Raw genomic sequence first — 26,026 nt, 5'->3', positions numbered from 1 at the left:
TTGTCTGCTGACAAGCGACTTCTTAGTCTATGTTAAATTAATGAGGTAAGCGTCAAATATTCCCCACCTACTTTTTGTAAATAGCCCATGAGATAATCTCCTTACATACTATATGTTACATGTGGAGTTTTTTAATCCAAATTTGGCTTCTCCACCAATTTTATCCCGCTATTTTAGGACAGTAAGACTCCCACCTCAAAATTCGGCAAAACAAAGAAGTTAGGTGGGAGATCGACTGTCCGTAAAAGCCCGATTGGTGAGGGCTGATTAAAGTTTCACTTTATCGAAAGATGTTAAATCACTAAAAAATATTTGCATTTTTAGGAAGTTGTATATCGGTTTCATATAAGTGCAGTAAGTATAAGAAATGCTATTCAATAACTTTTTCTAGTATCATTCTATCATTTAAATCTCCTGTTAATGATAAAATCTTTTATTCTTAAAAAAACATAAACTTCAATAATATGAAAGAAAATAAATGAACATATATTTAGAAAATTACAATATATTATATGGTGTTTTTTTCTATACTGTATACAAGAAACATTACAATTATCAATTTTATCCCGCATTAACGGATAGTAACACTCCCACCTCAAAATTCAGCGAAAGCAAAGAAGTTAGGTGGGAGATGAACTGTCCGTAAAAGCCCGATTGGTGAGGGCTGATAATCAATGGGGGGGTGGAGAAAACCCCCACTGATTAAAGCTTCTCTTGATTACAAGCATCAGTTTTCGGTCGTTAGCACATTATAAAATGGAGGTTGTTACAATGAGTGTAAACGTAGAACAAGTTAGATTGGCAAATGATGATGAAACTTATAGAAAGTTAAATATTCATCCTACAGAACCGCAGCCAAAAGAGGATGGCATGCGCACAGACGGAAGGGAAGGTTCTTTTGAGTGGTGGTATACTGATGCCGAATTTGAGGACGGAACAACTGTAGTGACTACCTTTTACACCAAAAATCACTTTGATGTTCTTGGACCAGCATGGCCTACAGTCCAAATTGATATTACATATCCTGATGGCACCAAAACCCTTATGTCTTCTCAAGAGGCTAAAGGCAGCAGGATTAACGCTAAAAAAGATATTTGTGATGTCAATATCAACAAATCCTACCTCAAATACCAAGATGGACAATATGTCCTTCATTTTGAAGAAGGATATATTAAATATCATGCTGTAATGACGTCAAAATTACCGATGTGGCGTCCAAACACCGGTCATTGGTTCTACGGAGACCAAGATGAGCACTTCTTTGCATGGTTTATTGCTCAACCATCCGCGACAATCGAAGCTACTTTGACTATTGGTGATAAAATGATTCAATTAAATGGGACTGGTTACCATGATCATAACTGGGGCAATATCGGCATGGAGAAATTGATGAATCATTGGTATTGGGGAAGAGCTAAAGTTGATGGTTTTGACATCATTGCTTGCGATATTATTGCTGAGAAGAATTATAACTACAAAAGGTTGCCTGTGTTTATGTTAGCCAAAGATGGAAAAATAATATCGGACGATCAATCTCTTACTAAAATTCAGAGAGAAGATATTATAGAACATCCCGAAACGAAAAAGTTTATGGATAATCATTTAATATACCTTCAACCTATTTCAAGTTTTGAGTCTTATACAGTAGAATTTATTAGAAATAGGGATATTGTTTCAATAAGTTTATTAGACAATTTGGATTCTACTCAGGCTTTGGTAGCCAAAAAGTCAGGGGCTAACCCTACCTATACTCGTATCTTAGGGGATGTTCACCTGACTCATGAATTGAATGGTGTGAAAAAAAATTATAAAGCTGAGGGTTTATGGGATCAAATGTTCTTCGGGAATAATAAATATGCTATCATCAACAATTAGCTAAGAGAGAATGAATAGCTTCACTTTTCACTCATAATTTGTGAAAGATCAGACTGTTTACAAAACCTTGTTTTTCGAGTTTATCTGGATAGAGCGCTCTTTTTATTTTCTGTTTGTGAAGTTTCGGAATACGAGTTGAAAGCATATTGGTGTCTACTATTATGTCAGTCATACTATGGGGGAGTTCCCGAAGATGAAGTATCAAATGATTGGGGCATTATCGAAGAATGAGATGAACCCATTAAAATTGATGTGAATTCAACCTTGTGGTTTAAAAATAAGCCACCTAAGTACAATTTAAATTTCTGGAATGTTGTCGATGAATGGATAGTAATTGGTTTTTAAGTATAATTTGATAATAAATTCTCTATTTAGTTATGATGCTTTAAACGCCCCGATAAAAGTGTCATATCACTCGTGAAATATTATAGAAAAAGCGAATCTAAGGAATTAAACTTTCTTTAGATTCGCTTTTTTATTTTATCCCGCATTAAAGGACAGTAACACTCCCACCTCAAAATTCAGCGAAAGCGAAGAAGTTAGGTGGGAGATGAACTGTCCGTAAAAGCCCGATTGGTTCAACTAATAATCAGTGGGGGATGGAGACCCCCCACTGATTAAAGTTTTACTTTATATGCTCAAGTTGATAAATTTGTTTTCTTTTAACAAATTAGTATAAAAGGAGGTTGATTATGGGAACAACAGAGCATGCTAGTATCTTCACTTAATAAGCACGAAGCACATGTAGTAAATAATCTTTTCGATTCAGTGGATTATAATCTACTCGTTTTCGCGACGGGAAATTTGATTCGATTTTACTATATCCGCAAGGTCTAGCGATAAAAACACCTTCGCCTTCAGTGAAAGAATGTAGGCCGCGCTTAAAATTTTCCGTTTTGGCCATAGGCAGAGTTCCTGTTAAATAAAAGGAATTGTTATGCAGTACAGGGTCTTTAAAAGTAGCGTGTATTGCCGATAATTTATACATTGCTGTGCTAATTGAATTTGTTGGTACTGTTAATTCAAATTCATTTATTGGTTCGTATACATTTGTTCCAGCTTGCTTTAAAGCATCCATCAAGACAAGAGGTGTTAGTTTTCTAAAATCACCAGCTGTCGTTACGGGACTTGCATAACCGGTATGGGTTAATGTTACGGCAATGTCAGTGACTTCCCATCCATATAAGCCTTGTTTTAACGTTTGGAATACAGTGTCTTCAATGGCTTTATGAAATGCTAAAGGCAATGAGCCAAGCTCGACTTCTAAGTTATAAGTGATACCAGAACCTGGTGCACTAGGCTTCATGTGAAAACCAATTGTTGCATAGAAAGGGTTATTCTTTTCACCCATTATTTCTAGTGCATTTCCGATTCCAATTGGTTTTTCTATACATACAATTCTTGTGTCTGAGAAAGAAACATTTAAATTATATTTTTCCTGTAAAGTTGTTTCAATCACTTCTTTTTGAACTTCACCAAAAAGCCGAATATAGATTTCATTGTGAATATCATCTTTCACTACTTTTATAAGTGGATCTTCTTCTGAGAGTTCTACGAGTGCTTGATATAGGTTGTGATTTTCCCCTTTTGGCCGTACTTCAATTGCAGCTTCCATTTGAGGTTCTGCAAAGTGAATATCTTTCATTTTATCTGACCATTCACCGATCACGTCACCGATTCTAATGTCGCTAAGCCCCCATACTTTACAAAACTCTCCCGTTCCAGCAGTAGGGGATTGAATAGCACTTCCATTATGAAATATATGAAGCTTTTTGATTTTTTCTTTGTGTGAAAGGGTCTTTAAGTCACTTTGTTTTCGATTAATATCAACATATTTTCTTACGTGTAAACAGCCTGAGAATATTCGTACGTAAGCAATTTTTTCCCCGGTAAGTTCTCTTTCGATTTTAAAAATAATCCCAGATAAAGGTGTATTTATATCATTGTCACAATTATTTTTGGGAATCATTACTGAGATACCTTCGAGTAATTCAGTGATTCCTATTCCAGTCATTGCCGAACCGAAAAAGATTGGATATACAGTTGCATGCTGAATTTGATCCCATAATTCATTTCTTAAAGTGGCTGTAGTTAATACTTCGCCATTTACATAGGATTCAAGTAACGATTCATTATGTGTTGCTAGAAGTTCAATATATTCATCATATACATCAGCATGTACTTCATTTTGAATCATACATGCATCTTTTGTCCCTTCATTTTTCACTTTATATAATGGAAGTACTTGATTGGTAAGCATTTCCCGTATTTGTTGTATCACTTTAGTAGTTTGGGCACCACTCCGATCAATTTTATTGACGAATAGTATGGTCGGAATGCGCAGTTTCTGCAGAGTTCTCATTAAAATTTTGGTTTGTGCCTGAATGCCCTCAACTGCAGATATAACTAAAACGGCTCCATCTAGAACACGAAAAGATCGCTCCACTTCGGCAATAAAATCCGCATGGCCGGGTGTGTCAATTACATTTACCTTCAGATCATTTATAAAAAATGAAACGACAGATGCTTTAATTGTAATACCACGTTGCTTTTCTAACTCCATCGAATCTGTTTGTGTGCTTCCTTTATCTACTTGACCGATTTCCTGAATCACATTAGTTTCATAAAGAATACGCTCAGTCAAACTCGTCTTTCCAGCGTCTACATGCGCTACAATCCCTATATTTATTGTTTTCATGTATTAAAATCCTCATTTCGTTTTTCATGTTCATTTTCTCATTTCTTTTCGTAATAAATTGCCGCATTACAATCACTCTCCAGTCTTTCATGATATTTCTATTATAGGGAAATTTTCCTTATTTGTAATCTGGTGAAATACTTAATTTTGGAAAAATGGCAAGGTAAGATTACTAATGAGGTTGATATTAAAGTTTCACTTCTTATATACATGCGATTTATCATAATTACACATTTTTAAATGATTTGTGCACGAATACACGAATGAATGAAATGAACCATCACGTGTAATTGCAGAACAGGTGGGAATATTGTTAGAGAGAAATTTATAATTTAAGCGGAATGAATAAAACCTCTTTGTAAAAGGAAAGAGGTTTTATTTTTTTATGTAGGCAAAAAATAAATAAGTGAAAAACAAAATGGTTGCATTTAAAATTTTAATCGGGTATATTATTTGATGTATCAATTATTGATATGTCAAATAATTATGTGTTGCCTTCGCAAAGGAGGGGTAAATTGACAAATTCATGTTCAAAGGAAGCGATTATTTTATATAAATTACACTTTCTTAATAAAGAAGTGAGTTCAAAGTTTGAAGGTTGTACAGGTATGAGTCAATCTAGGCTTGAGCTTATACTTCAGTTATATGAAGTAGATGAAATTAGTCAAAAAGCACTTCAAAAAGAAGTGAATATTGATAATGCTGCGATTACAAGGCATTTAAAACAGCTTGAAGCAAATGGGATGATTACACGACGTAAAAATCCAGATGATAACAGGATTACTTTAGTCTCTCTTACGAAAGATGGACGAAATAAAATTCATGCCTTTCAAGAAGAGAAAGAGCGTTTTGCAGCTTCAGCGCTAAAAGGTTTAAGTGAAGAAGAGCGAGATAACCTTTTAAATATGTTAAATCGCATTGAAGCAAATATTCAGGAAATCTAAATATAAAATTGAAAAAGGGAGATTACATCTATGAATAACGTAACGAAAATCAATGATTTTACAGAAATTTTAACAGGACGTCGTTCAATTCGTAAATACGACCCAGCTGTGAAAATTAGTAAAGAAGAAATGACAGAAATTCTGACTGAAGCAACACTTGCACCATCTTCAGTAAATATGCAGCCTTGGCGTTTTCTTGTAATCGATAGTGAAGAAGGAAAAGCAACGCTTGCACCTCTTGCGAAATTCAATCAACTTCAAGTAGAAACATCTTCAGCAATGATCGCTGTATTTGGTGATTTACAAAACTTTGATAATGCAGAAGAGATTTATGGCACAGCGGTTGAACGTGGGCTTATGCCAGCTGAAGTGAAAGAAGCTCAAATGCAAAAGCTTTCTGCGTATTTCTCTTCAGTTTCACCAGAAGTAATGAAGGATACAGTATTAATTGATGGTGGCCTTGCATCAATGCAATTTATGCTGGCAGCTCGCGCTCATGGATATGACACATGTCCAATTGGTGGTTTTGAGAAGGACAAAATTGCAGAAGCTTTCGGATTAGATAAAGACCGTTATGTACCAGTTATGTTGATTTCAATTGGAAAAGCAGCTGATAGTGGATACAAATCAGTTCGTCTGCCGATTGATAAAATTGCTCAGTGGAAGTAATTTTATAAAGATACGTAGAATATGAGAGGGGAAGCACTATGATTATCATTCACGCAGTATTTCAAGTGGATCCAGCAAAACAACAAGCATTTTTAGAAGAAATTCAACCGTTGATTCATGGTTCAAGAGAAGAAAGTGGAAACGTATCATATGATTTATATAAAGATACTGAAAAAGAAAATGTATATACAATGGTAGAAGTTTGGCAAGATGCAGAAGCGGTTGCTAGCCACAATACGAGTGAACATTTTACTTCTTTTGTTAGTAAAGCAAATCAATTTTTGACAGCACCATTAGATGTTAAAGTTTACGATGGACAACAAGTGAATAATAAATAAGGATTTTAGCACGATAGGTAAAACCTCGATTACTCTAAAAGGGAGTTATCGAGGTTTTATTTTATTTTTTCTTCTTTTTTAACATCTTTTGATAGGTGTAAAGTTTATTTATCTCTTCTTTAAATTGCTGAAAGAGTGCAGTATTCTCTTGATCAGCATATCGTACGGCATTGTACGTTTCTATAATTGTATCGAATTGAATAGAGACATCTTCTTCTCTTTGAATCCGTTCCATCCATGCGTCAACTGTTTCACCACGAGTTCTGTTTAAAGGTGGTTTTAATTTCTTTTCTAGTTTGAAAATCTCTTTGCGAATGGCATTAGTAGGTGGACGTGTAATTCGTCTTTGTTTTTGTAAAATCCCCGCCTCTGTAATAGTTATGTTAGGGTTATAGAAGGAGATGTTTCCTAAATGAAATGATTTTCTTTTTTTGTAAAGCTTCCAAATTACAAATACGGCAAATAGACCGATCAAGGTAGCTGTAATGGATTGAGCAACAAAAGGGTTATAATTTTCACTTGGTGGTATGTCTGTACTGGAACCGCCTAGCTTTTCTATCGCGTCTGTAGCATCATTCGGATTTGTGATAGATAATAAAGCTTCAATGCCATATCCGAAACCAAGTGATACCCAGTATAAAAGATATGAGAGAACAATACGTATATAAGGGATCAACGGCAAGAATAAAAGGCTAGCTGTGCCTATTACTGCGATTGATATAAAACGAACTAATTTTTGATTTTTGTTATAGCTTGTAATCCAAAGCGACAGCAAAATAAACAGAGCGAATAGTCCGAGTTCCCATATAGAAGGTAGTTTCATCGCATGAAGAATAAAGGAGACAATGAACCATAAAAAGGCACCTAGCATTTTATGATATGGTGTAATATCTTCTCTTGCATGTACGATAAAAAAGAAAAACGGAAGTAAGATGGAACTGACAATAGAGAAAATAGAAAATGCGTAACAAAGTATAATTTGTACGAAAAAGAGTACAAGCAAGGCGGTTCGTTTATTAACCCTTATTTTATTGATGAAAATAATGCAAATAAAACTAATAGTCAGGAAGAGTACAATGTGAACAATTGCTCCTCGTTCTGTTAGCATACAAAGAAGGAGTAACAGGATAAAATCATTAATATAATGGAGCCAAGTTTTCAAGTTCTTCCACCGTCCCTTCATCAGTGATGAGATACGTTTGCTGCATCATATTTGGTAAATTAGCTTTTCTTATTCCGACAAAAAATAGTATTGAGGAACGCTCTTTTTTCCTATTCAAATAGTGCAGGAAACTTTCACGAGGGAGTAAAGTACTATCCTCTGAAATTCGGGCAAGTTCTTCTAATGCTTTCGCATATTGTACATGACCTTCATTTAATGCGAGATGTAAAGGGCCTTCTTCAGTGAATATGCTAACAAATAATTCAAAAGGAATATTTTTCTCTGTTGCAAATTGACATAAATACGTCGTGTAAGAAATAAGATCCTCGATATTTTCTTTCCAACCAAACCCACGATCTGCTCCTAAGCAAAGAGAAATTGTCCAGCTGTAATTTTTTATCGCTTCATATTGTTTCGCTTGTAAACTTTGCATTTTAGCAGATGCTTTCCAATGAATGGAGCGGAATGATTCTCTTTCATATTGTTTTATGCCAACAATAGAGGATTCATCATGAAAATAGGAAAAGTTTGTTTTATAAGTACCGATTGCCAATTGATGTATCTCCTGTAAACCTGCAACACGTTTTAACGTAGGGTAAACAATAATTTCAGTCTTCAATTTGTCTACAGTAGGTAGATGAACTTGAATGATATGAAATGGGTCACCTATAATGCATTCAAACTGCTCAATTTTAAAAACACCACGTTTTGTAGCGGTAAACGATAATTCCCATTTTTGTTCTGACTTTGCAGGTTGTGAAAATCGAAAGGAAAATAAAGTTTTAGATATTTGCTCAACGCCAGTAGTCGTATGTGGAACTAAGGTTGGGTTAATATGTAAAAAACAACTTCCATTTACTAAAGGAAGTTTTGCTTTATTTTGCAAATGAATCGATAAATTACCTGTTTCATCGGGAAATAAACGTGATGTTTGTTTTTTATCGATAATTTGAAAGTGTCGATCTATATAAGCGGTATATCGATAAATAAAATAAGCAAACAAATAGTAAAACAAAAATGGAAAAACTAAAAATGAACTAGGTACATAGAAGGCTAGAAATAGAGCTACTGGAATTGTTAATTTAATAATATGATGCTGGAAAAATAATGGAACAGTTACGATGCGTGTATAATTCATGATTGCTCAATCTCCACTGGAACGTCTACGTCAGTTAAAATACTTTCAATTAACTTCTGTTTTGTTGTTCGCAGCGCACCCTCCATTGATAAAATGAGACGATGTTTCCATACGTAAGGAAGTAAGAATTGTATATCTTCAGGCGTACAGTATTCACGACCATGTAAAAAGGCCAATGCTTGTATCGCCCTGACTAAGGCAAGTGTTGCACGCGGGCTGACACCGTTGGCGATATAATCATGATTTCGTGTAGCGTTGGCTAGTTGAATGATATAGTGCTCTAACGATTCAGATACGTATATTTCTTTTGCTTTTTGTTGTACTTGTAAAATTTCTTCTAAATTTATAACGGGGCGAATGGCATCTAAAGGCTTGTTATTTCGAAAACGGCGCATCATTTTTAGTTCATCTTCTGGAGAAGGATAGCCAATTGAAATGGTCATTAAAAAACGATCTAGCTGTGCATCCGGAAGAGGAAAAGTCCCTTGTGATTCAATTGGATTTTGCGTTGCAATAACAAAGAAAGGTTTAGGAAGAGGCGTGGACTGTTTTTCGAGAGTTACTTGGCGCTCTTCCATTGCTTCTAATAAACTAGATTGTGTTCTAGGCATAGCCCGATTTATTTCATCTGCTAACAATATATTTGTCATGACTGGTCCAAATCTTAATTCAAATTCACTCGTTTTAGGATTGAAATATTCAATGCCTGTCACGTCACTCGGAAGTACATCGGGAGTGAATTGAACACGAGAAAATCCGCCGCCAATACTTTTTGCAATTGTTTTAGCGAGTAATGTCTTTCCAGTACCAGGTACATCCTCAAGCAATACATGACCATCCGCAAGTAATGAAACAAGGAGTAAATCAACCACGTTTTCTTTTCCGACAAAAACAGAACTTATATTTTCTTTTAATTTATTTATCATATGTATCATCCTTTCAAAAAGTAGACAAGTGTATTTGTTATATTTTAACAAATTTTTCTGAAAATTAATATAATAATATTTTTATATAGAATAAATATAAAATTTCAAAAAACAGCTTCGTTTTTAGTTGTATTTATTTGGAATACGATATACAATATCGATATACGATGTATCGTGAGTCGATATATCATATATCGATGTATCGGAGGTAGTTATAATGAGTGTGAAAGCGCAGAAATATATTCCATTAACAGAGGCGACGTATTACATTTTGTTGTCATTAGTAAAGCCTCTGCATGGTTATGGGATTATGCAAATGGTGGAAGAAATGACGAATGGAGAAGTAAAACTCGGACCTGGTACGTTATATGGGAACACGACAAAGTTATTGAAAGAAAAACTAATTGTTGAAGTAGCATCTACAGATAGAAAGAAATGTTATGTGTTAACCCCATTTGGTAGAGAAGTGTTAGAACTTGAATTTAAAAGGTTACAACGTTCTGTTCAAAATGGGGAAAATATTCTAGGGGAGTGAAGACAGTATGGAGATTAAGAAGACATTCAAATTTTTTGCGGCGTGGAACCTAGAAAAAGAAGAGGCGTATTTAAGAAAAATGCACCAAAAGGGCTGGGCATTCCAAAACTACAATTTTATGTATACATTTAAGAAAACAGAGCCGAAGGATGTTGTTTATAAAGCCGATTTCAAACTAGATAATCGAAACTCACAAATGAATCAAAAAGAATACATTGAAATATATGAGATGTCTGGCTGGAAGCATGTAACAAGTTTTAAGAAATGGCACTATTTTTCTAAAGAAGTGACAGATGATGATGAATTACCGGATATTTATTCTGAGAAAGAAACAAAGATTGAAAAACTTATGGATTTAACGAGATTTTTTGCACTTATCTTTGTCATTATGATACCGGGGATGTATTTGAATCTCTTAGGATCTTCAGAATCTAATAGTCCTATTTGGATGAAAATTATGATGGGGTTTTTCGGATGCATGTATGTGTATATATTTGTAAGGCTATTTTGGAAGATAAGAAAATTAAAAAAAGAGGTTTTGTGAAGGACTCGGTTCTAAAACAATAGTACAGTTGCATCTCACTGAGCGTTACTTTGAACAGTTCCTGACGATTGTATATGACCATAGGATCCATTTATCCATCCATGCTACTACATATAATAATTGATTTGCTTGTACTCGTTCGATTAGTTGTATTAAAAGGGGAAGTAATTTTACAGTGAGTTGAAAGAATAGATGAAGAATAAAATTAAAAACGTTACTTGGAAAACAAGTGGCGTTTTTTATTGGTTTCAGAAAGAGTTGTAAGGAAATTTTATAGGAGTATATGTAATTTTTTTTGTTTATTTTTCAGAAAGATAAGATTATTCCGTTATAATAATTCTTAAATGGGATTAATTGTATATGGATATAGTTAGGGGGAAGAAATGTGCAAAGGGTATATAAACTGACATTGATATGTATCATTTTTATCTTTTGTAATGCTTTTGGTACACAAACAGAAACAACGAAAACAGAGAACAAGAATGTAAGCCAGAATGTAAGCCAGAAAGAAAGTAAGAAAATAGATAATGAAAAACAGGTTGTTCATTCTATTCCTGTTACATTTGAAGAAATGACGAAATATCCGAATGGAAAATATAACGGGAAGTATAAAGTGGGGTTATTGGACATATCGAAAGAATTGGAACCGATTATGAAAGAGGTAGCTCATGATACGGAAGAGAATGTAAAATCTGCCGATTTGAAGAATAAATCTAATAGTGAGCAAGCGGACTTATATGTACATACGATGTATAGCTTGTTAAAATAGGAGATTATACCATTTGATAAAATGCCATTACAAATTTTAGAAATAGGCAGAGTTGAGGATGAAGAAAAGAAAAGTAATGGAACAAAGGGAGAGCAAAAAAATAAAGAGGACAGGGGAAACTATAATATTGAAATACTATTAGATGCTAGTGGGAGTATGGCTGGTAAAATCGATGGAAAAATGAAGATGGATATTGCAAAAGAGGCAATTTAGCAATTTGTTTCTGATTTACCAGAGGCTGTTAATGTTTCGTTACGAGTATATGGACATAAAGGATCAAATGATGAGAAGGATAAAACGGCTTCATGCGGAGCAATTGAAAATGTATATACTTTACAAAAGTATAATCAAACAACGTTCCGTCAATCATTAGATGGGTTTCAGCCGGTAGGGTGGACACCGCTCGCTGAAGCAATTAAAAGATCTACAGAAACGTTCCAATCTGCAAAAGCAAATGATAAAAATATAATGTGTGTTGTAAGTGATGGAGTGGAAACATGTGGAGGAAATCCAGTTGAAGAGGCTCAGAAAGTTTCGAATTCAAACATAAAACCTATTATGAATATTATTGGATTTCAAGTAGATCATGAAGCAGAAAAACAATTAAAAGAGATCGCGGAAGTAAGTAAGGGGAAATACGTACTAGCAAATAATGCAAAAGAGTTACAAGATCAGTTTAAAGAAACAGGAAAAGATATTACGAGTCGTAGATTAAAGGCTGGTGGAGCTCAAGTAGATTTAAATATGGCTAGCGTCAGTGATAAAATGAAACTTGATGAATATGAACGGAAAACGAAAGAAAATATAAGAAGCGTTCAGATTGCTATGAAGCATACGGTTACAATTCTACATAAAGACGAAAAAATGAGTCAACAACTAGCTGATGAAATAGAGAAAAAGATAAACGATTTAACCGAGAAGCAAGAGAAACAAGTGGAAATGGCATATAGTCAATTCCAAGAAAAAATAAAAAAGCATTATGAAGAGATGAGTAGGTCGATTAAAAGCGAGTAATTGATAGATAATCCAAAAGGTAATGAGGGATTTTATGTTACCTTTTGGATTAGGAAATATGAATCAAGTTTCCAAGTGTTAGAATGATTGGTTTTGCGCAGGTTTAATAAATTGTTCTGGGTTCTCAACAAGCCCGCATACTGCACATTGGACACGATAGGAAGGTCCTTGATATGCCATATGAAAAGCATTCATTGTTTCGTTCGTATATTCTTCTTCAATTTGACCAGTTTGTGGATTTAATTTTACTGGTTTTATTTGCTGCTCAAGAATATTAAAGCGAGTGCGATTTGTTTTACAACTTGGGCAAAGCATTGGTTCCATATGTATACACCTCCATTTTTAGCATCTCTTTATATGAAGAAATTTATTCAAAAGCAAAAGTTATTGATGTACAAGCAATTATATTTAACCATCCCTGTAAAAAAAAGTTTCTCAACATAAATCGTTGATTATTATATTTAAAATTCAGAAAAGATAAAATATAATAAAAGTATGAACTGGTTATGTCCAAACCAATCTCCTGTTTTATGCCAATATGTTTGAGACCGAGAAATCGGTCTTCTTTTTTTTGTTTATAATTATGAATACTGTCATATAAACAAGGTTTTCTACGTCCTTTGTCGAATTTTTAGAAGAGAATTTGAAAGGGGGATTACAATGAACTTAAAAATGAAATATGTCATTTTATATGTGGAGCGATATGAAGAATGTCTTCGGTTTTATAAAGATCTTTTATGCTTACCGATAAAAGGCGAACATGGTACATACATTGAGTTTGATACCGGAGCAACAATTTTAGCGATGAATAGTAGAGAGGATGTACGAGAGTTAACGGGATTATCAATTCCAAAGGGTGAATCAGAATCCTCTAATTTTGAAATTGGATTTGTTGTGGAGGATGTTAACGAAACGATTTCGGGATTAAGAGAAAAAGGTGTAAAGGTATTAGTGGAGCCAATAACGAAACCATGGGGGCAAACCATTGCTTATGTGTCTGATCCAGATGGTAATTACATAGAAATTTGTAACTCATTAGAGTAGAGGGAGAAAAGAGAATGGGATTTCCAATCTTAGAAACTGAGCGTTTAAAATTACGGGAATTAACATTATTAGACGCTGAAACAATGTTTTATTATTTTGAGAAGGCATCTGTTATCCGTTACTTTGGTATGGACTCTTTTCAAAATATGGAACAAGTGAAAAATACGATTCAAACTTTTAGAAAAAGGTATGAAGAGGGAAATGTTTTACGCTGGGGGATAGAGCTAAAAGGAACAAATCAATTAATTGGTACATTTGGATTTCATTTAATCAATCAAAATCATAAGAGAGCCGAAATTGGCTATGAATTAGATGATACGTATTGGGGAAAAGGGTATGCATCTGAGGCTTTACAGGCAATTCTTACATATGGATTTGAAACACTACAGCTAATAAGGATTGCAGCAGTTGTTTATACCGAAAATGAGGCTTCACATCGATTACTGAAAAGAGCTGGTTTTCAGGAAGAAGGATTACTTCGAAAATATATGATTCAAAATGGTGTAGCTCATGATACTGTAATCTATTCATTATTAGAAGAAGAGTGGAAAAGATAATGAATTCAAACGAATTAGTAAAAGTGATTGCTGAAAATACAAGTAATCGTTTTATTCTAGGTATAGATGGTCTGAGTCGTTCGGGAAAAACAACATTAGTCAAGCAGCTAGAAGACGAATTGAAACAAAAAGATATTCCATTTCATATTTTTCATATTGATGATCATATTGTGGAGCGTAGCAAGCGCTATAATACGAAATATGAAGAATGGTATGAGTATTATCAACTACAATGGGATGTTGAATGGTTGCAACAGCATTTGTTTCATAAATTAAGAATGGCAAATCAGCTAACCATTCCGTTCTATGATCATCAAACGGATTTCTGTGAAATGAGAGAGCTAATCATACCTAATCCTTGTGTGATCGTAATTGAAGGAATATTTCTTCAGCGTAAAGAGTGGCGAGAATACTTTGATTACATGGTGTATTTGGATTGCCCAAGGGAACAAAGATTTCTTCGTGAAAATGAAGAAACACAAAAGAATCTCCTAAAGTTTGAACATAGATATTGGAAAGCGGAAGATTTTTATTTAAAAACGGAATTTCCGAAGCAAAATGCTAATTTAGTTATAAAATGAATGTTCCTACCCATTCATAGATAATTATAATTGTTAAAAAGCTAGCAAAATGCTAGCTTTTTGTATTTCTAATATTTGTATCATTTTTAATACGACGTGACATAATACCAATTTTTCTCGATTTTTGTGATTTCTTTATATTCGCTATTAAAATCATTTTTGTTTGGTTTTATATCATTTGGTGTGTAAATAAACCCGGAAAAGTTATCTAATATACCACGATAAGTAAAAAAGAAAACTAAGGTACCATTTTTATTATGCTGTATAAGTACATCTCCACCGCCTTTTGAAGTAGCTGCAAATCGTTCAGGTAAATGAATTTGGCTACTATCATGATTAATATTAGGAGTTAACTCTTTGCGATTTATAAGTTCTACAACTTCTTTACGGTTTTCTTTGTAGAATATAAAATCTAGTTTTAGATAGATTAGTGTAAATGGTGTACATAGCCAAATAACTATTATCGTTATTTGAATAATAAAAGGTTTCCAACTTTTATATTTGATAACATGTATAATCGTAAGGATTAACATTACGAAAAACCATCCGTGAATTGCTATTGATAAAAACGGCATAGCAAATGGTGTAAGAAATTCTACTAAATACCATTGAAAAAAATGATAGAAAATAAGAATGAGACCACTTGTTATTGTAATTTTTGTTAAGTTTTTATTCATATTCTGTATGTCCTTTCCATCCTGAAAAACATATCATTTTAGTGGGAATGTTCCGGATTATTGTATTTCTATTATATTATAAATTAAATATGTAGTGCGACAAAGGATAGATAAGGCATAAATGTTTTTGCCTTATCTATCCTTTTCTTGGTTTTATATAATGAGCAATATGTTAATTTACGAGTCTTTTTTGAAAAGTTTAAAATTCTAAAAATATAAAAGGATAAATTCGATATTTATAGAATTTAAAATAATAACAAAATAAGGAGGGATACAATGGAAGTATTGAATTTGACAAGTAGAAAAAAGGAGACATATGACGTTCAAATCAAGTATTCATTACTGTTTGAGTGTGCGCTCGGGATTGCGGCGATCACTCATAAAAGGCTGATTGATACGTTAGAAAAATCTCAAAGTGAGTGGGAGGAGATAAGACAATCATTATCAGCGGAAATGATAGAGCATTTACGTTTCGTAGAGAAACATAACACGTGGAAAGCGTTGTTACAGCTATTATATCGAGAGGATTTTATGAATTTATCTGAGTTTATTCAGTATATTAACTCGCTATCAGAGGAGGAACTAAAGTATATATGCATTCCATTTGTCGGCTATACATATCAAGAAAAAAGAAGGAAGGCAGCAAATGGAGAGATGAAAGCAGTTCAGGACTTAAAAGAGTTAACAAGTAGCAATCCATTTTTTCCTGCTTATATTGATTTCATCTGTAAAGCGGATATAAAAATGCTTAAAGAGCATTTCATTACAGTGATGACAGGCTGGTATGAAGCTATTATTGAACCGGAAGCAGAAAAGCTATCGCTTATACTAAAACAAGACTATGAAACGAAATGTAAAATGAACGAAAAGATGAAGGCCGAAGAATTTGTTGAATGGGCAACAGGCGGTGTTACCTATTCTCCAGAGCTAAGTGTACATCATGTTCTTCTTATTCCACAATACACGTATCGACCTTGGAATATCGAAGCAGATATAGAAGATACAAAAATATTTCATTATCCAATCGCAAATGAAAGTATACATCCAGAAGATCCATATCAGCCAAGTTATTTTTTAGTTCATAAACATAAGGCTTTAGGTGATGAAGCAAGATTGAGAATTGTAAAATTGTTATTTGAAAAAGATCGTACATTGCAGGAGATAACGGAACAATTAAATCTTGGGAAGTCAACAATTCATCATCATTTGAAAATTTTAAGATCTGCGAAGTTAGTTGATATTCAAGATGCAAAGTATCTTTTGAAAAAGAAAGCACTAGAGGCTATATCGAAAGAGTTGGAATTCTATTTAAATCATTAATTATAAATTTGTACATCCAAAGGTAAAAGATAAAATAATTTTACTTTTATAGAATATACACAATAGGAGGAGAACTAAAAATAAAAGTTGGTGCAAAATGGGGAGAAATATTTTAAAAAATCGATCGTTTTTCTTTATGTGGATTGGTAGCGCGATTTCTGAATTAGGCGGTGCATTTGGTACCCTATGTAATTCCATTCTTATTTATCAATTAACGGGCTCGAAAATGGCCTTAGGAAGTATGTGGCTACTTTACTTTATCCCATCGCTTCTTTTACAGCTTGTCATTGGTCCTTTCATTGATAAGTGGAGCCGGAAATGGATTATGATTGTATCTCAGTGGACACGTGGGCTAGCTTTTTTACTCCCTCTATGTATGATAATCATTGGAAATATAGAAACATGGCATATTTTTGTTGTACAAATAATCGTGGGGCTTATCACCCCATTCTATGTACCAGCCAATCAAGCGATTACACCAATAATTGTATCAAGGGAAGAGCTACAAACAGCGAACGCTTATATTGATGGTATGGTTCGTCTTATGATGTTTTTAGCCCCTGTATTAGGGGGAATTGTTATTGAGTTTATAGGCGTAAAGCTAACTTTATTTTTCGTTTGTTTATTTCTATTTATAAGTGGTACTTTACTGTTATTTATACAGGAACATAGAGTAGCTCAAACTGTTCGTAAAAGTTGGTTAAAGCAATCTATTGAAGGATTTACCTATTATTTCAAACAACCCATTATCGTTTGGTTAGGTATTTTTCTCACATTTGTTCAATTTGGAGTCGGTGTAACGATGGTTATCAACCTTCCATATATAATAGATGAGCTTTCGGCAAGTTATGCTGATTATGGATATTTTATGGCAGGTTTTCCCCTTGGATATGTAATTGGCTCTATACTTGTTGGGAAAGTTCAGTATCATAGTCGACGTCTTCTCATGCTTGGGGCGCTATTGGTAGGAGGAATCACATATATTTCACTAGGCCTAAATCATAGCATCATTTTAGCAGTTATGATTGAAGTTGTAGCGGGCGTATGCATGGCGTTTTTTAATGTCCATAACACGACAATATGCCAGCAAACTGTGCCAAATGATATGATGGGGAAGGTATTTTCGGTACGCTTATTTTTAATAAGGGGTGCGATGCCACTAGGTGTTTTAGTTGGAGGAGTATTGAGTGAGATATGGGGAGTAAGAACGTTATATATATTAATTGGCTCTATCATATGTGTAACTTCTTTAGCTGGAATAGTCCTTCCGTATTTTAAATTTCTCAATGAATCGATTCGAGAAAAATCAGCTTGAAACATTTTAATTGAAAATGATTATCGAAATCAATTATAATGAAACAATAATATATTTATTTGCATACAAAGGGAGTGGGATATATGTTTATCGAAACGAAAACAATTACAGTTAAAGAAGGAACTTCAGACCTTGTTGTTCAGCGTTTTTCTGGAGAAGGTATTATTGAAAAATTTGAAGGGTTTATCGACTTAAGTGTTCTTGTTAAAAAGGTGAGAAGAGGAGACGAAGAAGTCGTAGTTATGATTCGCTGGGAATCTGAAGAAGCATGGAAAAACTGGGAGACAAGTGAAGAGCATTTAGAAGGGCATAGAGCAAGTCGCGGAAAACCAAAACCGGATCATATTTTGAAATCGGAGCATGCGGTATATTATGTGAAATCATCGAAATCTGCTTATCAGCAGTCTTAATCAAAAAAGGAAATAAATTTTGTAAAATATAAGACATGGAGTGTCATAAAGTTTTTTAATATCAATGTTTTGTTTATAATATATGAAAAAAGTACATCACACATAGTGGTGTACTTTTTTATTCACTTGGTATGTGTAAATGTGTAAACAAACACGAATAATATTAAACATGTAAACAACATGAGAGAAAATCCTTTGGAGACTCAATCTTAACTTGCCGTTGATAGGGTATTACCAGTATTTTTGAAAAGATAAGTTAAGCTAAATAGACATGAAATGATAATTTTATCCACATATCGTGTGAATGTACATATCTCCACATGATACAACCTGTTGGACGGCAATGGTAGATTCTATACAAGGAATTGGATATATGAGCACTTGAAAAAGAGAAGCAATTCGTATGTCAAATGTTAAAAGATTGCATACAAGTATCTTGGAATTTTGATGACAGAACTCTTTCGTATGATTTTCAATAGAAAATGGAACAAAAGAAACTTTTATCTTGTCTATATAAGGGAGTCAATTATAAAACATGAGGAAAGGTGTTTATGCTTATGCAAATAAGCTTGAGGTGTTGAGATGGAACATAAGGTTATTGAAAATTGCAATCATGATGAAATTGATAATGTTATAAGAGAACATTGGCAAGACGTATGGAATTATTCATTCATTATTACAAAAGATACACATTTATCAGATGATATAACGCAAGAGGTGTTTATAAAAGTATTTAAAAAGTGGGATTCATTTCGGAATGAGTCCTCTGTTAAGACATGGTTATTAAAAATTACAAGGAATACAGCTTTAAATTATTTAAAGTCCTCCTATTTTAAGAGGATTTCTTTAGTAAGTTTTTTTCGACATGATAAGGAATATCCGTCAGCAGAAAAACAATTTTTACAAAAAGAAACTATGAATGAAGTTTGGGACACCGTATTAAATTTGCCCCAAAAACATCGTGAAGTATTAATACTAGATGCAAAATATGAATTATCTTATGATGAAATTGCTGAAACATTAGGCGTGTCTATTGGAACTGTGAAATCTAGGCTACATCGCGCTCGTGCACGAGTTTCAAAAATATTATCGGAGGATGAATTATGAACAATGATAGAAAGCCGGATTGGTATAAAGAATTAAAAGGTGGGCCTATGAAACAGCCTCAAGACGAAGAGGAATTTATTTATAAAATAAAACAATCTATATACCAAAATAGGGAGGAAGGTTTCCCTAAAATTAGAAGGCCATTTCGTATAAAGACATTCACTGTTGCAGCTGTTCTAGTTTTTACGGCTGTACTGTTTAACTTTCAACAATTCTGGTTTGGAAAAAATGAACCGCCTGTGCAAAGTAGCACTCAAATTGAAGTTAAGATGAAAGATGAATCTAATCAAGATCAATCACTAAAACAATTTATGGATGAATTAAATCAAAACACAAGCTTAAAAAATAAGAACGATTTATATAGAGTATTGGATGAAGAATTTGTTTTTAAGGGAGAAAAGTATAGTGAAAATGAATGGAAGTTTGATGATGATATTTTTCATGATTTACAAGTAGCTCTTGCAATGGGGGGAGAATTTGTGAATGATACGAAAACATTATATAAGATACCAAGTGGATTGGCAGAAAGTAACCAAACGAAGCAAGAACGTTATTTATATGCTACTGTTGTTGGTGAAGAAACAAAAATTTTAACTCAACCAAAACATGATTCACGCGTTTTATATCGGGTATCTAACGAAACTGTAAAAGCATGGATTCCGGAGAAAGTGAAGAATGATGGATATATAAAAATAACTACAATGAATGGTTATACTGGCTACGTAAAAGAAGACCATGTATCAATAGATATCCAGTATTCTTTCATTTTTGAAAAACAAAATGATGGTATGTGGAAAATAAAGAGTATAGATTCTATATGGTAAAAGAGAAAGGTTCACTTTATTGAACCTTTCTCTTTATTTTTTATTCTCTTTTTGGAGAGTATCCCACTCCTTTAAAATTTCCGCTGCAACAAGTGCTGCACTATTTCTTTCAGAATTACCACCAGGAATAATGACAGAAATAGCAATATGCGGATTTTTAGTAGGGGCATATGAAATAAATAGAGAATGATTTATAACTTTCTCTTGTTCATTCGGCGAACTTGTTATTCCCGTTTTACCAGCAACGTCAAAGGGTAAGTTTTTAATTTCTTGTATGTTTTGACTCATTCCACTTTGTAAAACATTCCAGAATCTTGAAGGATAACGATTTGAACTTTCTAAAATTGGTTTAAATTCTTTTGTTTTTTTATCACCGTTTTCCATAATTGCATTCACGATTTGAGGTTTGTATTTGTCCCCTTTATTTGCAAGAGCAGCCGCATATTGAGCGAGTTGGAGAGTAGTGTGTACTTCATTTGCGCCCCAAGAAGCATTCAATAAAGCAGAAATCCCACTTTCAAAATTACTAGATGCATGTAACTTATATTGTCCTTCTTCTTCAAAGGGCAAATCAATCCCAGTTTTGGAGCGAAGACCGAATTGTTTTAAATAACTCGTCCACACGGTTGCCACTTTTTCTAAATTTCCATTATTTTGATTGAATAGTGGAATTGCTACTTTTGCTGTCATAAATGTATTTGATGAGTTAATGATAGCTTGACTCGGTGTAATTTCACCAGTTGGAGTTCCAGCAGCATTGGTGATGTTATTTTGATTATTATACTGAAAGCGACCTTTATCTAAATATGTATCTTCAGGCTGAAAAAGCTTTTCGTTTAACCCAATTAATATAGTAAGCGGTTTTATAGTTGATGCCATATTTACATAGGAATCACCATACTTTAATTTTTGGATTGTTTTATTTTGAGCAAGTAATTGGATGTTTTCTTTTTCAGACGATGATAAAGGAGTATTGAATATATTTGGATCAAAAACTGGCGAGTTAGCCATAGTTAATATTTCTCCTGTTTTAACATCTATCACCACAGCATAACCAGCAGTAGCATCAGGGGTTTTCTGAATTTGGGATCTTAGTGCTTTTTCAGTTTTTTGCTGAAGTTTATAGTCTAGTGCTAGCTGAATATCTTTTCCTCTTTGAGGACTTTGTATGTTCCATAAGAACTTTTTATTTTTTATTTTAAAAGTGAGAGTTTTTCCTGGTTTCCCTTTTAAATCGTTTTCATATTGAAGTTCAATTCCGTTTTTACCAACAGGAACATAATTAGAATCCGAGTTATTTTTTTCATAGTCAACATACCCAATTACTTGTGAAGCAATTTCATGATGTGGATAAACACGTATCCACTCATTTTTTACTTTTATATTTTTGAAGTTGTTTTCGTTTATAAATGCGAATTCTTTATCATTTAAGTTTGCATGTAATCGTATTTCATTTTTATCATGATGTTTACAAGATTTTTGTAATTGTGAATTTATATCATCTACTGAAATCTTATGGTTAAACTTGGATGAAAACTGATTTAGAAAATTTGATATCTTCGCTACTTCTTGATCGGCTGGACAATCAATATTATAGACATAATACAAAGATTTTACTTTTTTATTTGTGGCTAGTATGACTCCATTTTGGTCAATAATTTTTCCTCTTTCAGCTGCAGAAGTTTTGATAGTAAACGAAATAAAACTCGTTTTGAATAAAAACATCAAAATAACTCCTAAAATGAATGAAACTGCTAAAATTATCCACCTCTTTGATTTTTTATGTAACATAAAATCCTCCCTTACCCAGATTCTATTCTATATTAAAATTTATTATTTTTTTTGTAAATGTGGGAACAACTTTATCATTTGGATTGTCTATTAAGTGTAGTAGCGCTTTTAGAGAAGTAAGCTGCTAGGAAAGGAGCAATGAAAATGAAAAAGAAACTGATATTAAAAGTAGGTCTATGCGCAAGTATATTAGGGATTAGCCAATTTGCCAGTTCAATATTTCCAGTACAAGCTGCCGAAAAAGTAGAGCAAATAAAAAATAAAGATCAAGAGAAAGATGTATCCATTTCACAATTGTATCCAAAGGTCTGGATGCATACAAGCATTGGAGTGGTAAATGGAACACGTATTCCTGCAAATGGTTTAATTCTTGAAACGTCTAAAGGACTAGTACTAATTGATACACCTTGGAATGATGATCTTACAGATCAACTGCTTCAAATACTAAAAAAGCAATTTCCTACAAAAGAGGTCACAGAAGCAATTGTGACTCATGCTCATGACGATCGTATAGGAGGAATTAAAACGCTGACTAAAAAAGGCGTCAAGGTACACAGTACGGCTTTAACTGCTGATTTAGCAGAGAAACAAGGTTTTGATAAGCCTCTTGGAGACTTGAAGAAACGCGATAATATGCGATTTGGTGATATAAACGTGGAAACATTTTATCCAGGAAAAGGACATACACAAGATAACATAACAGTATGGTTACCAAAGTATAAAATCCTATTTGGAGGATGTTTAATAAAATCACTAGATACGCAAGAGATTGTACAAACTCCAGGTTCATATGTATCTAATTGGTCAAAGGCAATTAAAAAAGTAGAAAAGAAATACAGCGATATAAATATTATTGTACCAGGACATGGAGATCCCGGAGATAGTCGTTTATTTACTCATACGTTGAACTTGTTAAAAAATAATGAAAATTAATAGGGTGTGACGGCCACGTAATATAGAGGAATAGCCTAATTTTTGTTTTAGATATATTAATAAAAAATAAGGGGAACTGCTTATGATTGAATGCAGTTTCTCTTATTATTTATCCCGCATTAACGGGTAGTAAGCCCCTCGGCTTAAGAGGCAGAGAGAAACGAGGAAGAGAGGTGAGGGCTAACCATCAGTGAGGGATGAAGAAAACGCCCACTGATGGAAGTTTCACTTTATGTAAATAGAGGAACGATTCCATTTTCATCTATTCAATTCATTAATTGAATGAACCGCTACCTTTTAGTTTTCTTTGTATAAAGATCGAATAACACATATGCGTGAATTTGTATATGAAACTGTAATCTGAATGAAACTCATTAAAAAATGGAGGATATATGAAAAAGCAAATAGGAAAGAAGCAGAAGACATCGATATCTATCCGATTAAACATCCTATTTTTCTGCGTATTTATACTATTTTCGGCTATTATTTTTCAGCTAGGAAAAGTACAAATTGTTGATGGAGAGACCTATAAAAATCAAGTAGAAAAAAATGAAAATGCAACAACGAGTATACCAGTTCCCCGTGGGAAAATTTATGATCGAGAAGGGAAACAGGTTGTTGATAATAGAGCACTTCGTACGATTACGTATACAAGATTGAAGGGTGTAAGCTCTGAAGACATTTTAAAAACTGCAAAAGATATTGCAAATATACTTGAAATATCAGAAGAAGAAATAAATAAATTAACGGAAGTAGATAAAAAAGATTTTTGGATGCAATTAAATAAAAAGCGTGCTAAAGCAAAGATCACGAAGCAAGAAGAGGAAAAATTTAGAGAAAAGGGTATAGAAGGGAAAGAGTTAGACAAAAGAATCGAAGAGTTAAGACGAAAACGCATTACAGAAGAAGAATTAGGAGAGCTCACGCCACAAGACTTACAAGTGTTAGTTATTAAAAGTAAAATGAGTTCTGGTTATCAAATGACACCACAAGTTATAAAAAAAGACGTGACAGAGCAAGAGTATACGAGGATAAGTGAAAATTTAGCGAAATTTCCAGGGATAGATGCGACAGTTGATTGGGAACGAAACTATGTAAATGGTGATTTATTCCGTTCGGTATTAGGTAATATAACAAGTGCTGAAGAAGGGTTGCCAAAAGAACACTTAGATTCTTATTTGGTCCGCGGATATAATCGGAACGATCGCGTGGGGAAAAGTTATATTGAACAGCGATATGAAGATGTATTACATGGAACAAAAGAAGAAGTTAAAAATAATATTGATAAAGCAGGAAATGTTGTTCAAACAGAAACAGTCTCTAAAGGAAAAAGTGGTAACAATTTAACTTTAACAATTGATATGGAGTTACAAAAGAAAGTAGAAGAAAGTATAGAAAAAAATTTAAAAGCTTTTAAGAGTTCTGAACCATTAATGGATCGTGCTTTTGTTGTCATGATGGATCCAAAAACTGGACAACTTTTATCTATGGCTGGTAAGAGATTTGTAGAAAAAGATGGGAAAGTAGAAGTAGAAGATTTTGCATTAGGTAACATGGTAACTTCTTATGAGTTAGGATCAGCTGTAAAAGGTGCTACTTTATTAACTGGATACCAAACAGGAGCTATACAACCAGGGACTCAATTTTATGATGCACCTATGAAGTTTAAAGGTACGAGAGTTAAAAAATCATGGAATGTATCTGGATTTGGGAATATTAATGATTTAAGAGCTTTACAAGTATCATCTAATGTATACATGTTTCATACAGCGTTACAAATAGCTGGAGTGAATTATGTACCAAATAGTTCATTGGATATTAAACAAGCAGCATTTGATACAATGCGTTATTATTTTAAACAATTTGGTTTAGGGGTTCCAACAGGAATTAATTTACCGAATGAAATAACTGGACAAACAAGACAAAAAGATAGCCAACCTGGATTTTTATTAGATTTTTCTATTGGACAGTATGATACGTATACACCACTACAATTGGCACAATATATTTCAACTATTGCGAATGATGGATACCGAATGCAACCTCAAATTGTCCAAGAGATTCGAGAACAAACAACAAAAAAAGAAGAAATTGGAAAAGTTGTACAATCTATAGAACCTGTTGTGTTAAATCGAGTGGATGTGAAATCGGAATATATTGATCGAGTAAAAGAAGGGTTTAGATGGGTATTTCAAGAAGGCGATGGAACTGGTGTGAAATATTTCCAAAAGGCTCCGTATAAACCAGCTGGGAAAACAGGAACAGCTCAAACAGTATATGGAGGAGATAGTAAAATTGGAAGGAATGAGAAGGGAGAACGTATTGAGTGTTACAATTTAACATTAGTTGGATATGCTCCATATGATAATCCAGAAATAGCATTTTCTGTAGTAGTCCCTTGGGTTCACAATGATAAAGGCGGTATTAATTCATTAATTGGAAAGGATATATTAGATATATACTTTGACTTGAAAAAGCAACGTATGAATGGTGAAGCTACTAATATAGTGAATCCTAATCAGTAATAGTGAAATTTCGTTCTCTGTAGGGAAGGTAATGATTACTAGGATCCAAGTTATATTGTTTATCCAGTTATTCGCGGGCAGTAAGACTCTCACCTCAAATTTCGGCGAAAGCAAACAAGTTTAGGTGGGACTCAATTGTCCGTAAAAGCCTGGTTAGAGCGGGCTTATTAAGGTTGTACTTTATATTAAGAAGCTTTTTGAATAAAAGAATTAAGGTGAATTTGTGGAATAGCAGCTAGTATAGTTGCTATTTCACAGGTTTTTAATCATAACTTTGTTACCAAGATATAGAACATTATTAAATCTCAGGTTCATATTAATCAGTAGAAA

25 protein-coding genes and 2 pseudogenes are annotated in these 26,026 nt (G+C 33.5%); 20 read left to right on the top strand and 7 right to left on the bottom strand.

All coding sequences use genetic code 11. From position 1 onward, the window contains the following. The first annotated feature begins 771 nt into the window (after positions 1-771). Together C568_RS0102840 and C568_RS35145 are read left to right on the top strand one after the other, a co-directional pair. A complete protein-coding gene (locus tag C568_RS0102840) occupies positions 772-1,875 on the top strand; it encodes a lipocalin-like domain-containing protein (protein ID WP_018780741.1) in 1,104 nt (367 codons plus the stop codon). 142 nt (positions 1,876-2,017) lie between these two features. Further along, positions 2,018-2,220: pseudogene (locus C568_RS35145) on the top strand (SMI1/KNR4 family protein); the annotation flags it as partial. A 379-nt stretch (positions 2,221-2,599) separates the two neighbouring features. Here the strand turns inward: C568_RS35145 and tet are convergent. Further along, a complete protein-coding gene (gene tet, locus C568_RS0102835) occupies positions 2,600-4,573 on the bottom strand; it encodes a tetracycline resistance ribosomal protection protein (protein ID WP_018780740.1) in 1,974 nt (657 codons plus the stop codon). A gap of 515 nt (positions 4,574-5,088) precedes the next feature. On the opposite strand from tet, the gene C568_RS0102830 reads away from it, so the two are divergent. Genes C568_RS0102830 through C568_RS0102820 form a run of 3 tightly spaced genes read left to right on the top strand, consistent with a single transcriptional unit; the run spans position 5,089 to position 6,524 of the window. Beyond that, positions 5,089-5,517: a MarR family winged helix-turn-helix transcriptional regulator gene (locus C568_RS0102830; protein WP_003198290.1), complete on the top strand. Its 429-nt coding sequence runs from the start codon at positions 5,089-5,091 to the stop codon at positions 5,515-5,517. 30 nt (positions 5,518-5,547) lie between these two features. Further along, entirely contained in the window at positions 5,548-6,186 is a 639-nt protein-coding gene (locus C568_RS0102825; protein ID WP_018780739.1) for a nitroreductase family protein, read from the top strand. A gap of 38 nt (positions 6,187-6,224) precedes the next feature. Beyond that, entirely contained in the window at positions 6,225-6,524 is a 300-nt protein-coding gene (locus C568_RS0102820; protein WP_006095185.1) for a putative quinol monooxygenase, read from the top strand. Positions 6,525-6,585: 61 nt separating this feature from the next. Here the strand turns inward: C568_RS0102820 and C568_RS0102815 are convergent, their stop codons facing one another. From C568_RS0102815 to C568_RS0102805, 3 genes are read right to left on the bottom strand one after another with little or no spacing between them, the layout of a single operon-like run. Continuing rightward, a complete protein-coding gene (locus C568_RS0102815) occupies positions 6,586-7,686 on the bottom strand; it encodes a DUF4018 domain-containing protein (RefSeq protein WP_018780738.1) in 1,101 nt (366 codons plus the stop codon). Beyond that, positions 7,661-8,824: a DUF58 domain-containing protein gene (locus tag C568_RS0102810; RefSeq protein ID WP_018780737.1), complete on the bottom strand. Its 1,164-nt coding sequence runs from the start codon at positions 8,822-8,824 to the stop codon at positions 7,661-7,663. The genes C568_RS0102815 and C568_RS0102810 overlap by 26 nt, the downstream gene beginning before the upstream one ends. Further along, complete coding sequence (locus C568_RS0102805) at positions 8,821-9,750, bottom strand: AAA family ATPase (RefSeq protein WP_018780736.1); 930 nt, start codon at positions 9,748-9,750, stop codon at positions 8,821-8,823. The genes C568_RS0102810 and C568_RS0102805 overlap by 4 nt, the downstream gene beginning before the upstream one ends. A gap of 217 nt (positions 9,751-9,967) precedes the next feature. Between C568_RS0102805 and C568_RS0102800 the strand changes: the two genes are divergently transcribed. The 5 genes from C568_RS0102800 to C568_RS34100 all read left to right on the top strand — a co-directional run bounded on the left by C568_RS0102800 (position 9,968) and on the right by C568_RS34100 (position 12,612). Beyond that, positions 9,968-10,285, top strand: coding sequence for a PadR family transcriptional regulator (locus C568_RS0102800; protein WP_018780735.1), 318 nt, complete (start codon positions 9,968-9,970; stop codon positions 10,283-10,285). 7 nt (positions 10,286-10,292) lie between these two features. Then, a complete protein-coding gene (locus C568_RS0102795) occupies positions 10,293-10,829 on the top strand; it encodes a DUF2812 domain-containing protein (RefSeq protein WP_018780734.1) in 537 nt (178 codons plus the stop codon). A 385-nt stretch (positions 10,830-11,214) separates the two neighbouring features. Then, on the top strand, positions 11,215-11,598 hold the full coding sequence (locus tag C568_RS34110; RefSeq protein WP_018780733.1) for a hypothetical protein: 384 nt from the start codon (positions 11,215-11,217) through the stop codon (positions 11,596-11,598). Between the two features lie 21 nt (positions 11,599-11,619). Continuing rightward, a complete protein-coding gene (locus C568_RS34105; protein ID WP_018780732.1) occupies positions 11,620-11,811 on the top strand; it encodes a hypothetical protein in 192 nt (63 codons plus the stop codon). Between the two features lie 102 nt (positions 11,812-11,913). Continuing rightward, positions 11,914-12,612, top strand: a complete 699-nt coding sequence (locus C568_RS34100; RefSeq protein WP_148305771.1) for a vWA domain-containing protein — start codon at positions 11,914-11,916, stop codon at positions 12,610-12,612. Between the two features lie 78 nt (positions 12,613-12,690). Here C568_RS34100 and C568_RS0102785 read toward each other — a convergent pair whose 3' ends face one another. Further along, complete coding sequence (locus C568_RS0102785) at positions 12,691-12,936, bottom strand: hypothetical protein (protein ID WP_003198313.1); 246 nt, start codon at positions 12,934-12,936, stop codon at positions 12,691-12,693. Positions 12,937-13,272: 336 nt separating this feature from the next. On the opposite strand from C568_RS0102785, the gene C568_RS0102780 reads away from it, so the two are divergent. Genes C568_RS0102780 through C568_RS0102770 form a run of 3 tightly spaced genes read left to right on the top strand, consistent with a single transcriptional unit; the run spans position 13,273 to position 14,794 of the window. After that, positions 13,273-13,656 (top strand): VOC family protein, encoded by a 384-nt coding sequence (locus tag C568_RS0102780; RefSeq protein WP_003198317.1) that lies wholly within the window; start codon positions 13,273-13,275, stop codon positions 13,654-13,656. A 14-nt stretch (positions 13,657-13,670) separates the two neighbouring features. Beyond that, entirely contained in the window at positions 13,671-14,213 is a 543-nt protein-coding gene (locus C568_RS0102775; protein WP_018780730.1) for a GNAT family N-acetyltransferase, read from the top strand. Continuing rightward, positions 14,213-14,794, top strand: coding sequence for a kinase (locus C568_RS0102770; RefSeq protein WP_018780729.1), 582 nt, complete (start codon positions 14,213-14,215; stop codon positions 14,792-14,794). The genes C568_RS0102775 and C568_RS0102770 overlap by 1 nt, the downstream gene beginning before the upstream one ends. A gap of 86 nt (positions 14,795-14,880) precedes the next feature. On the opposite strand, the gene C568_RS0102765 is transcribed toward C568_RS0102770, so the two are convergent. After that, entirely contained in the window at positions 14,881-15,471 is a 591-nt protein-coding gene (locus tag C568_RS0102765; RefSeq protein ID WP_003198335.1) for a hypothetical protein, read from the bottom strand. A gap of 276 nt (positions 15,472-15,747) precedes the next feature. Here C568_RS0102765 and C568_RS0102760 point away from each other — a divergent pair, with 276 nt between their 5' ends. The 5 genes from C568_RS0102760 (at position 15,748) to C568_RS0102740 (ending at position 20,447) form a co-directional block, all read left to right on the top strand. Beyond that, positions 15,748-16,791: an ArsR/SmtB family transcription factor gene (locus C568_RS0102760; RefSeq protein WP_018780728.1), complete on the top strand. Its 1,044-nt coding sequence runs from the start codon at positions 15,748-15,750 to the stop codon at positions 16,789-16,791. Positions 16,792-16,888: 97 nt separating this feature from the next. Continuing rightward, positions 16,889-18,106, top strand: a complete 1,218-nt coding sequence (locus C568_RS0102755; protein WP_018780727.1) for an MFS transporter — start codon at positions 16,889-16,891, stop codon at positions 18,104-18,106. An 83-nt stretch (positions 18,107-18,189) separates the two neighbouring features. After that, on the top strand, positions 18,190-18,516 hold the full coding sequence (locus C568_RS0102750; RefSeq protein WP_018780726.1) for an antibiotic biosynthesis monooxygenase family protein: 327 nt from the start codon (positions 18,190-18,192) through the stop codon (positions 18,514-18,516). Positions 18,517-19,098: 582 nt separating this feature from the next. Continuing rightward, positions 19,099-19,623, top strand: a complete 525-nt coding sequence (locus C568_RS0102745) for an RNA polymerase sigma factor (RefSeq protein WP_003198341.1) — start codon at positions 19,099-19,101, stop codon at positions 19,621-19,623. Beyond that, complete coding sequence (locus C568_RS0102740) at positions 19,620-20,447, top strand: SH3 domain-containing protein (protein WP_018780725.1); 828 nt, start codon at positions 19,620-19,622, stop codon at positions 20,445-20,447. Before C568_RS0102745 ends, C568_RS0102740 begins: the two co-directional genes overlap by 4 nt. Positions 20,448-20,458: 11 nt before the next feature. On the opposite strand, the pseudogene C568_RS31705 reads toward C568_RS0102740, so the two are convergent. Further along, positions 20,459-22,238, bottom strand: a pseudogene (locus C568_RS31705) (peptidoglycan D,D-transpeptidase FtsI family protein). Between the two features lie 144 nt (positions 22,239-22,382). On the opposite strand from C568_RS31705, the gene bla reads away from it, so the two are divergent. Together bla and C568_RS0102725 are read left to right on the top strand one after the other, a co-directional pair. Continuing rightward, positions 22,383-23,171 (top strand): subclass B1 metallo-beta-lactamase, encoded by a 789-nt coding sequence (gene bla / locus C568_RS0102730; RefSeq protein WP_018765769.1) that lies wholly within the window; start codon positions 22,383-22,385, stop codon positions 23,169-23,171. 392 nt (positions 23,172-23,563) lie between these two features. Then, a complete protein-coding gene (locus tag C568_RS0102725; protein ID WP_018780723.1) occupies positions 23,564-25,696 on the top strand; it encodes a peptidoglycan D,D-transpeptidase FtsI family protein in 2,133 nt (710 codons plus the stop codon). The last annotated feature ends 330 nt before the right edge of the window (positions 25,697-26,026 follow it).

The organism is Bacillus sp. 95MFCvi2.1 (assembly GCF_000374965.1).
GTDB classification, from domain to species: Bacteria; Bacillota; Bacilli; order Bacillales; family Bacillaceae_G; genus Bacillus_A; species Bacillus_A pseudomycoides.
The sequence above is the reverse complement of the archived record's forward strand: the minus strand, read 5'-3'. Positions and strand labels throughout refer to the sequence as shown.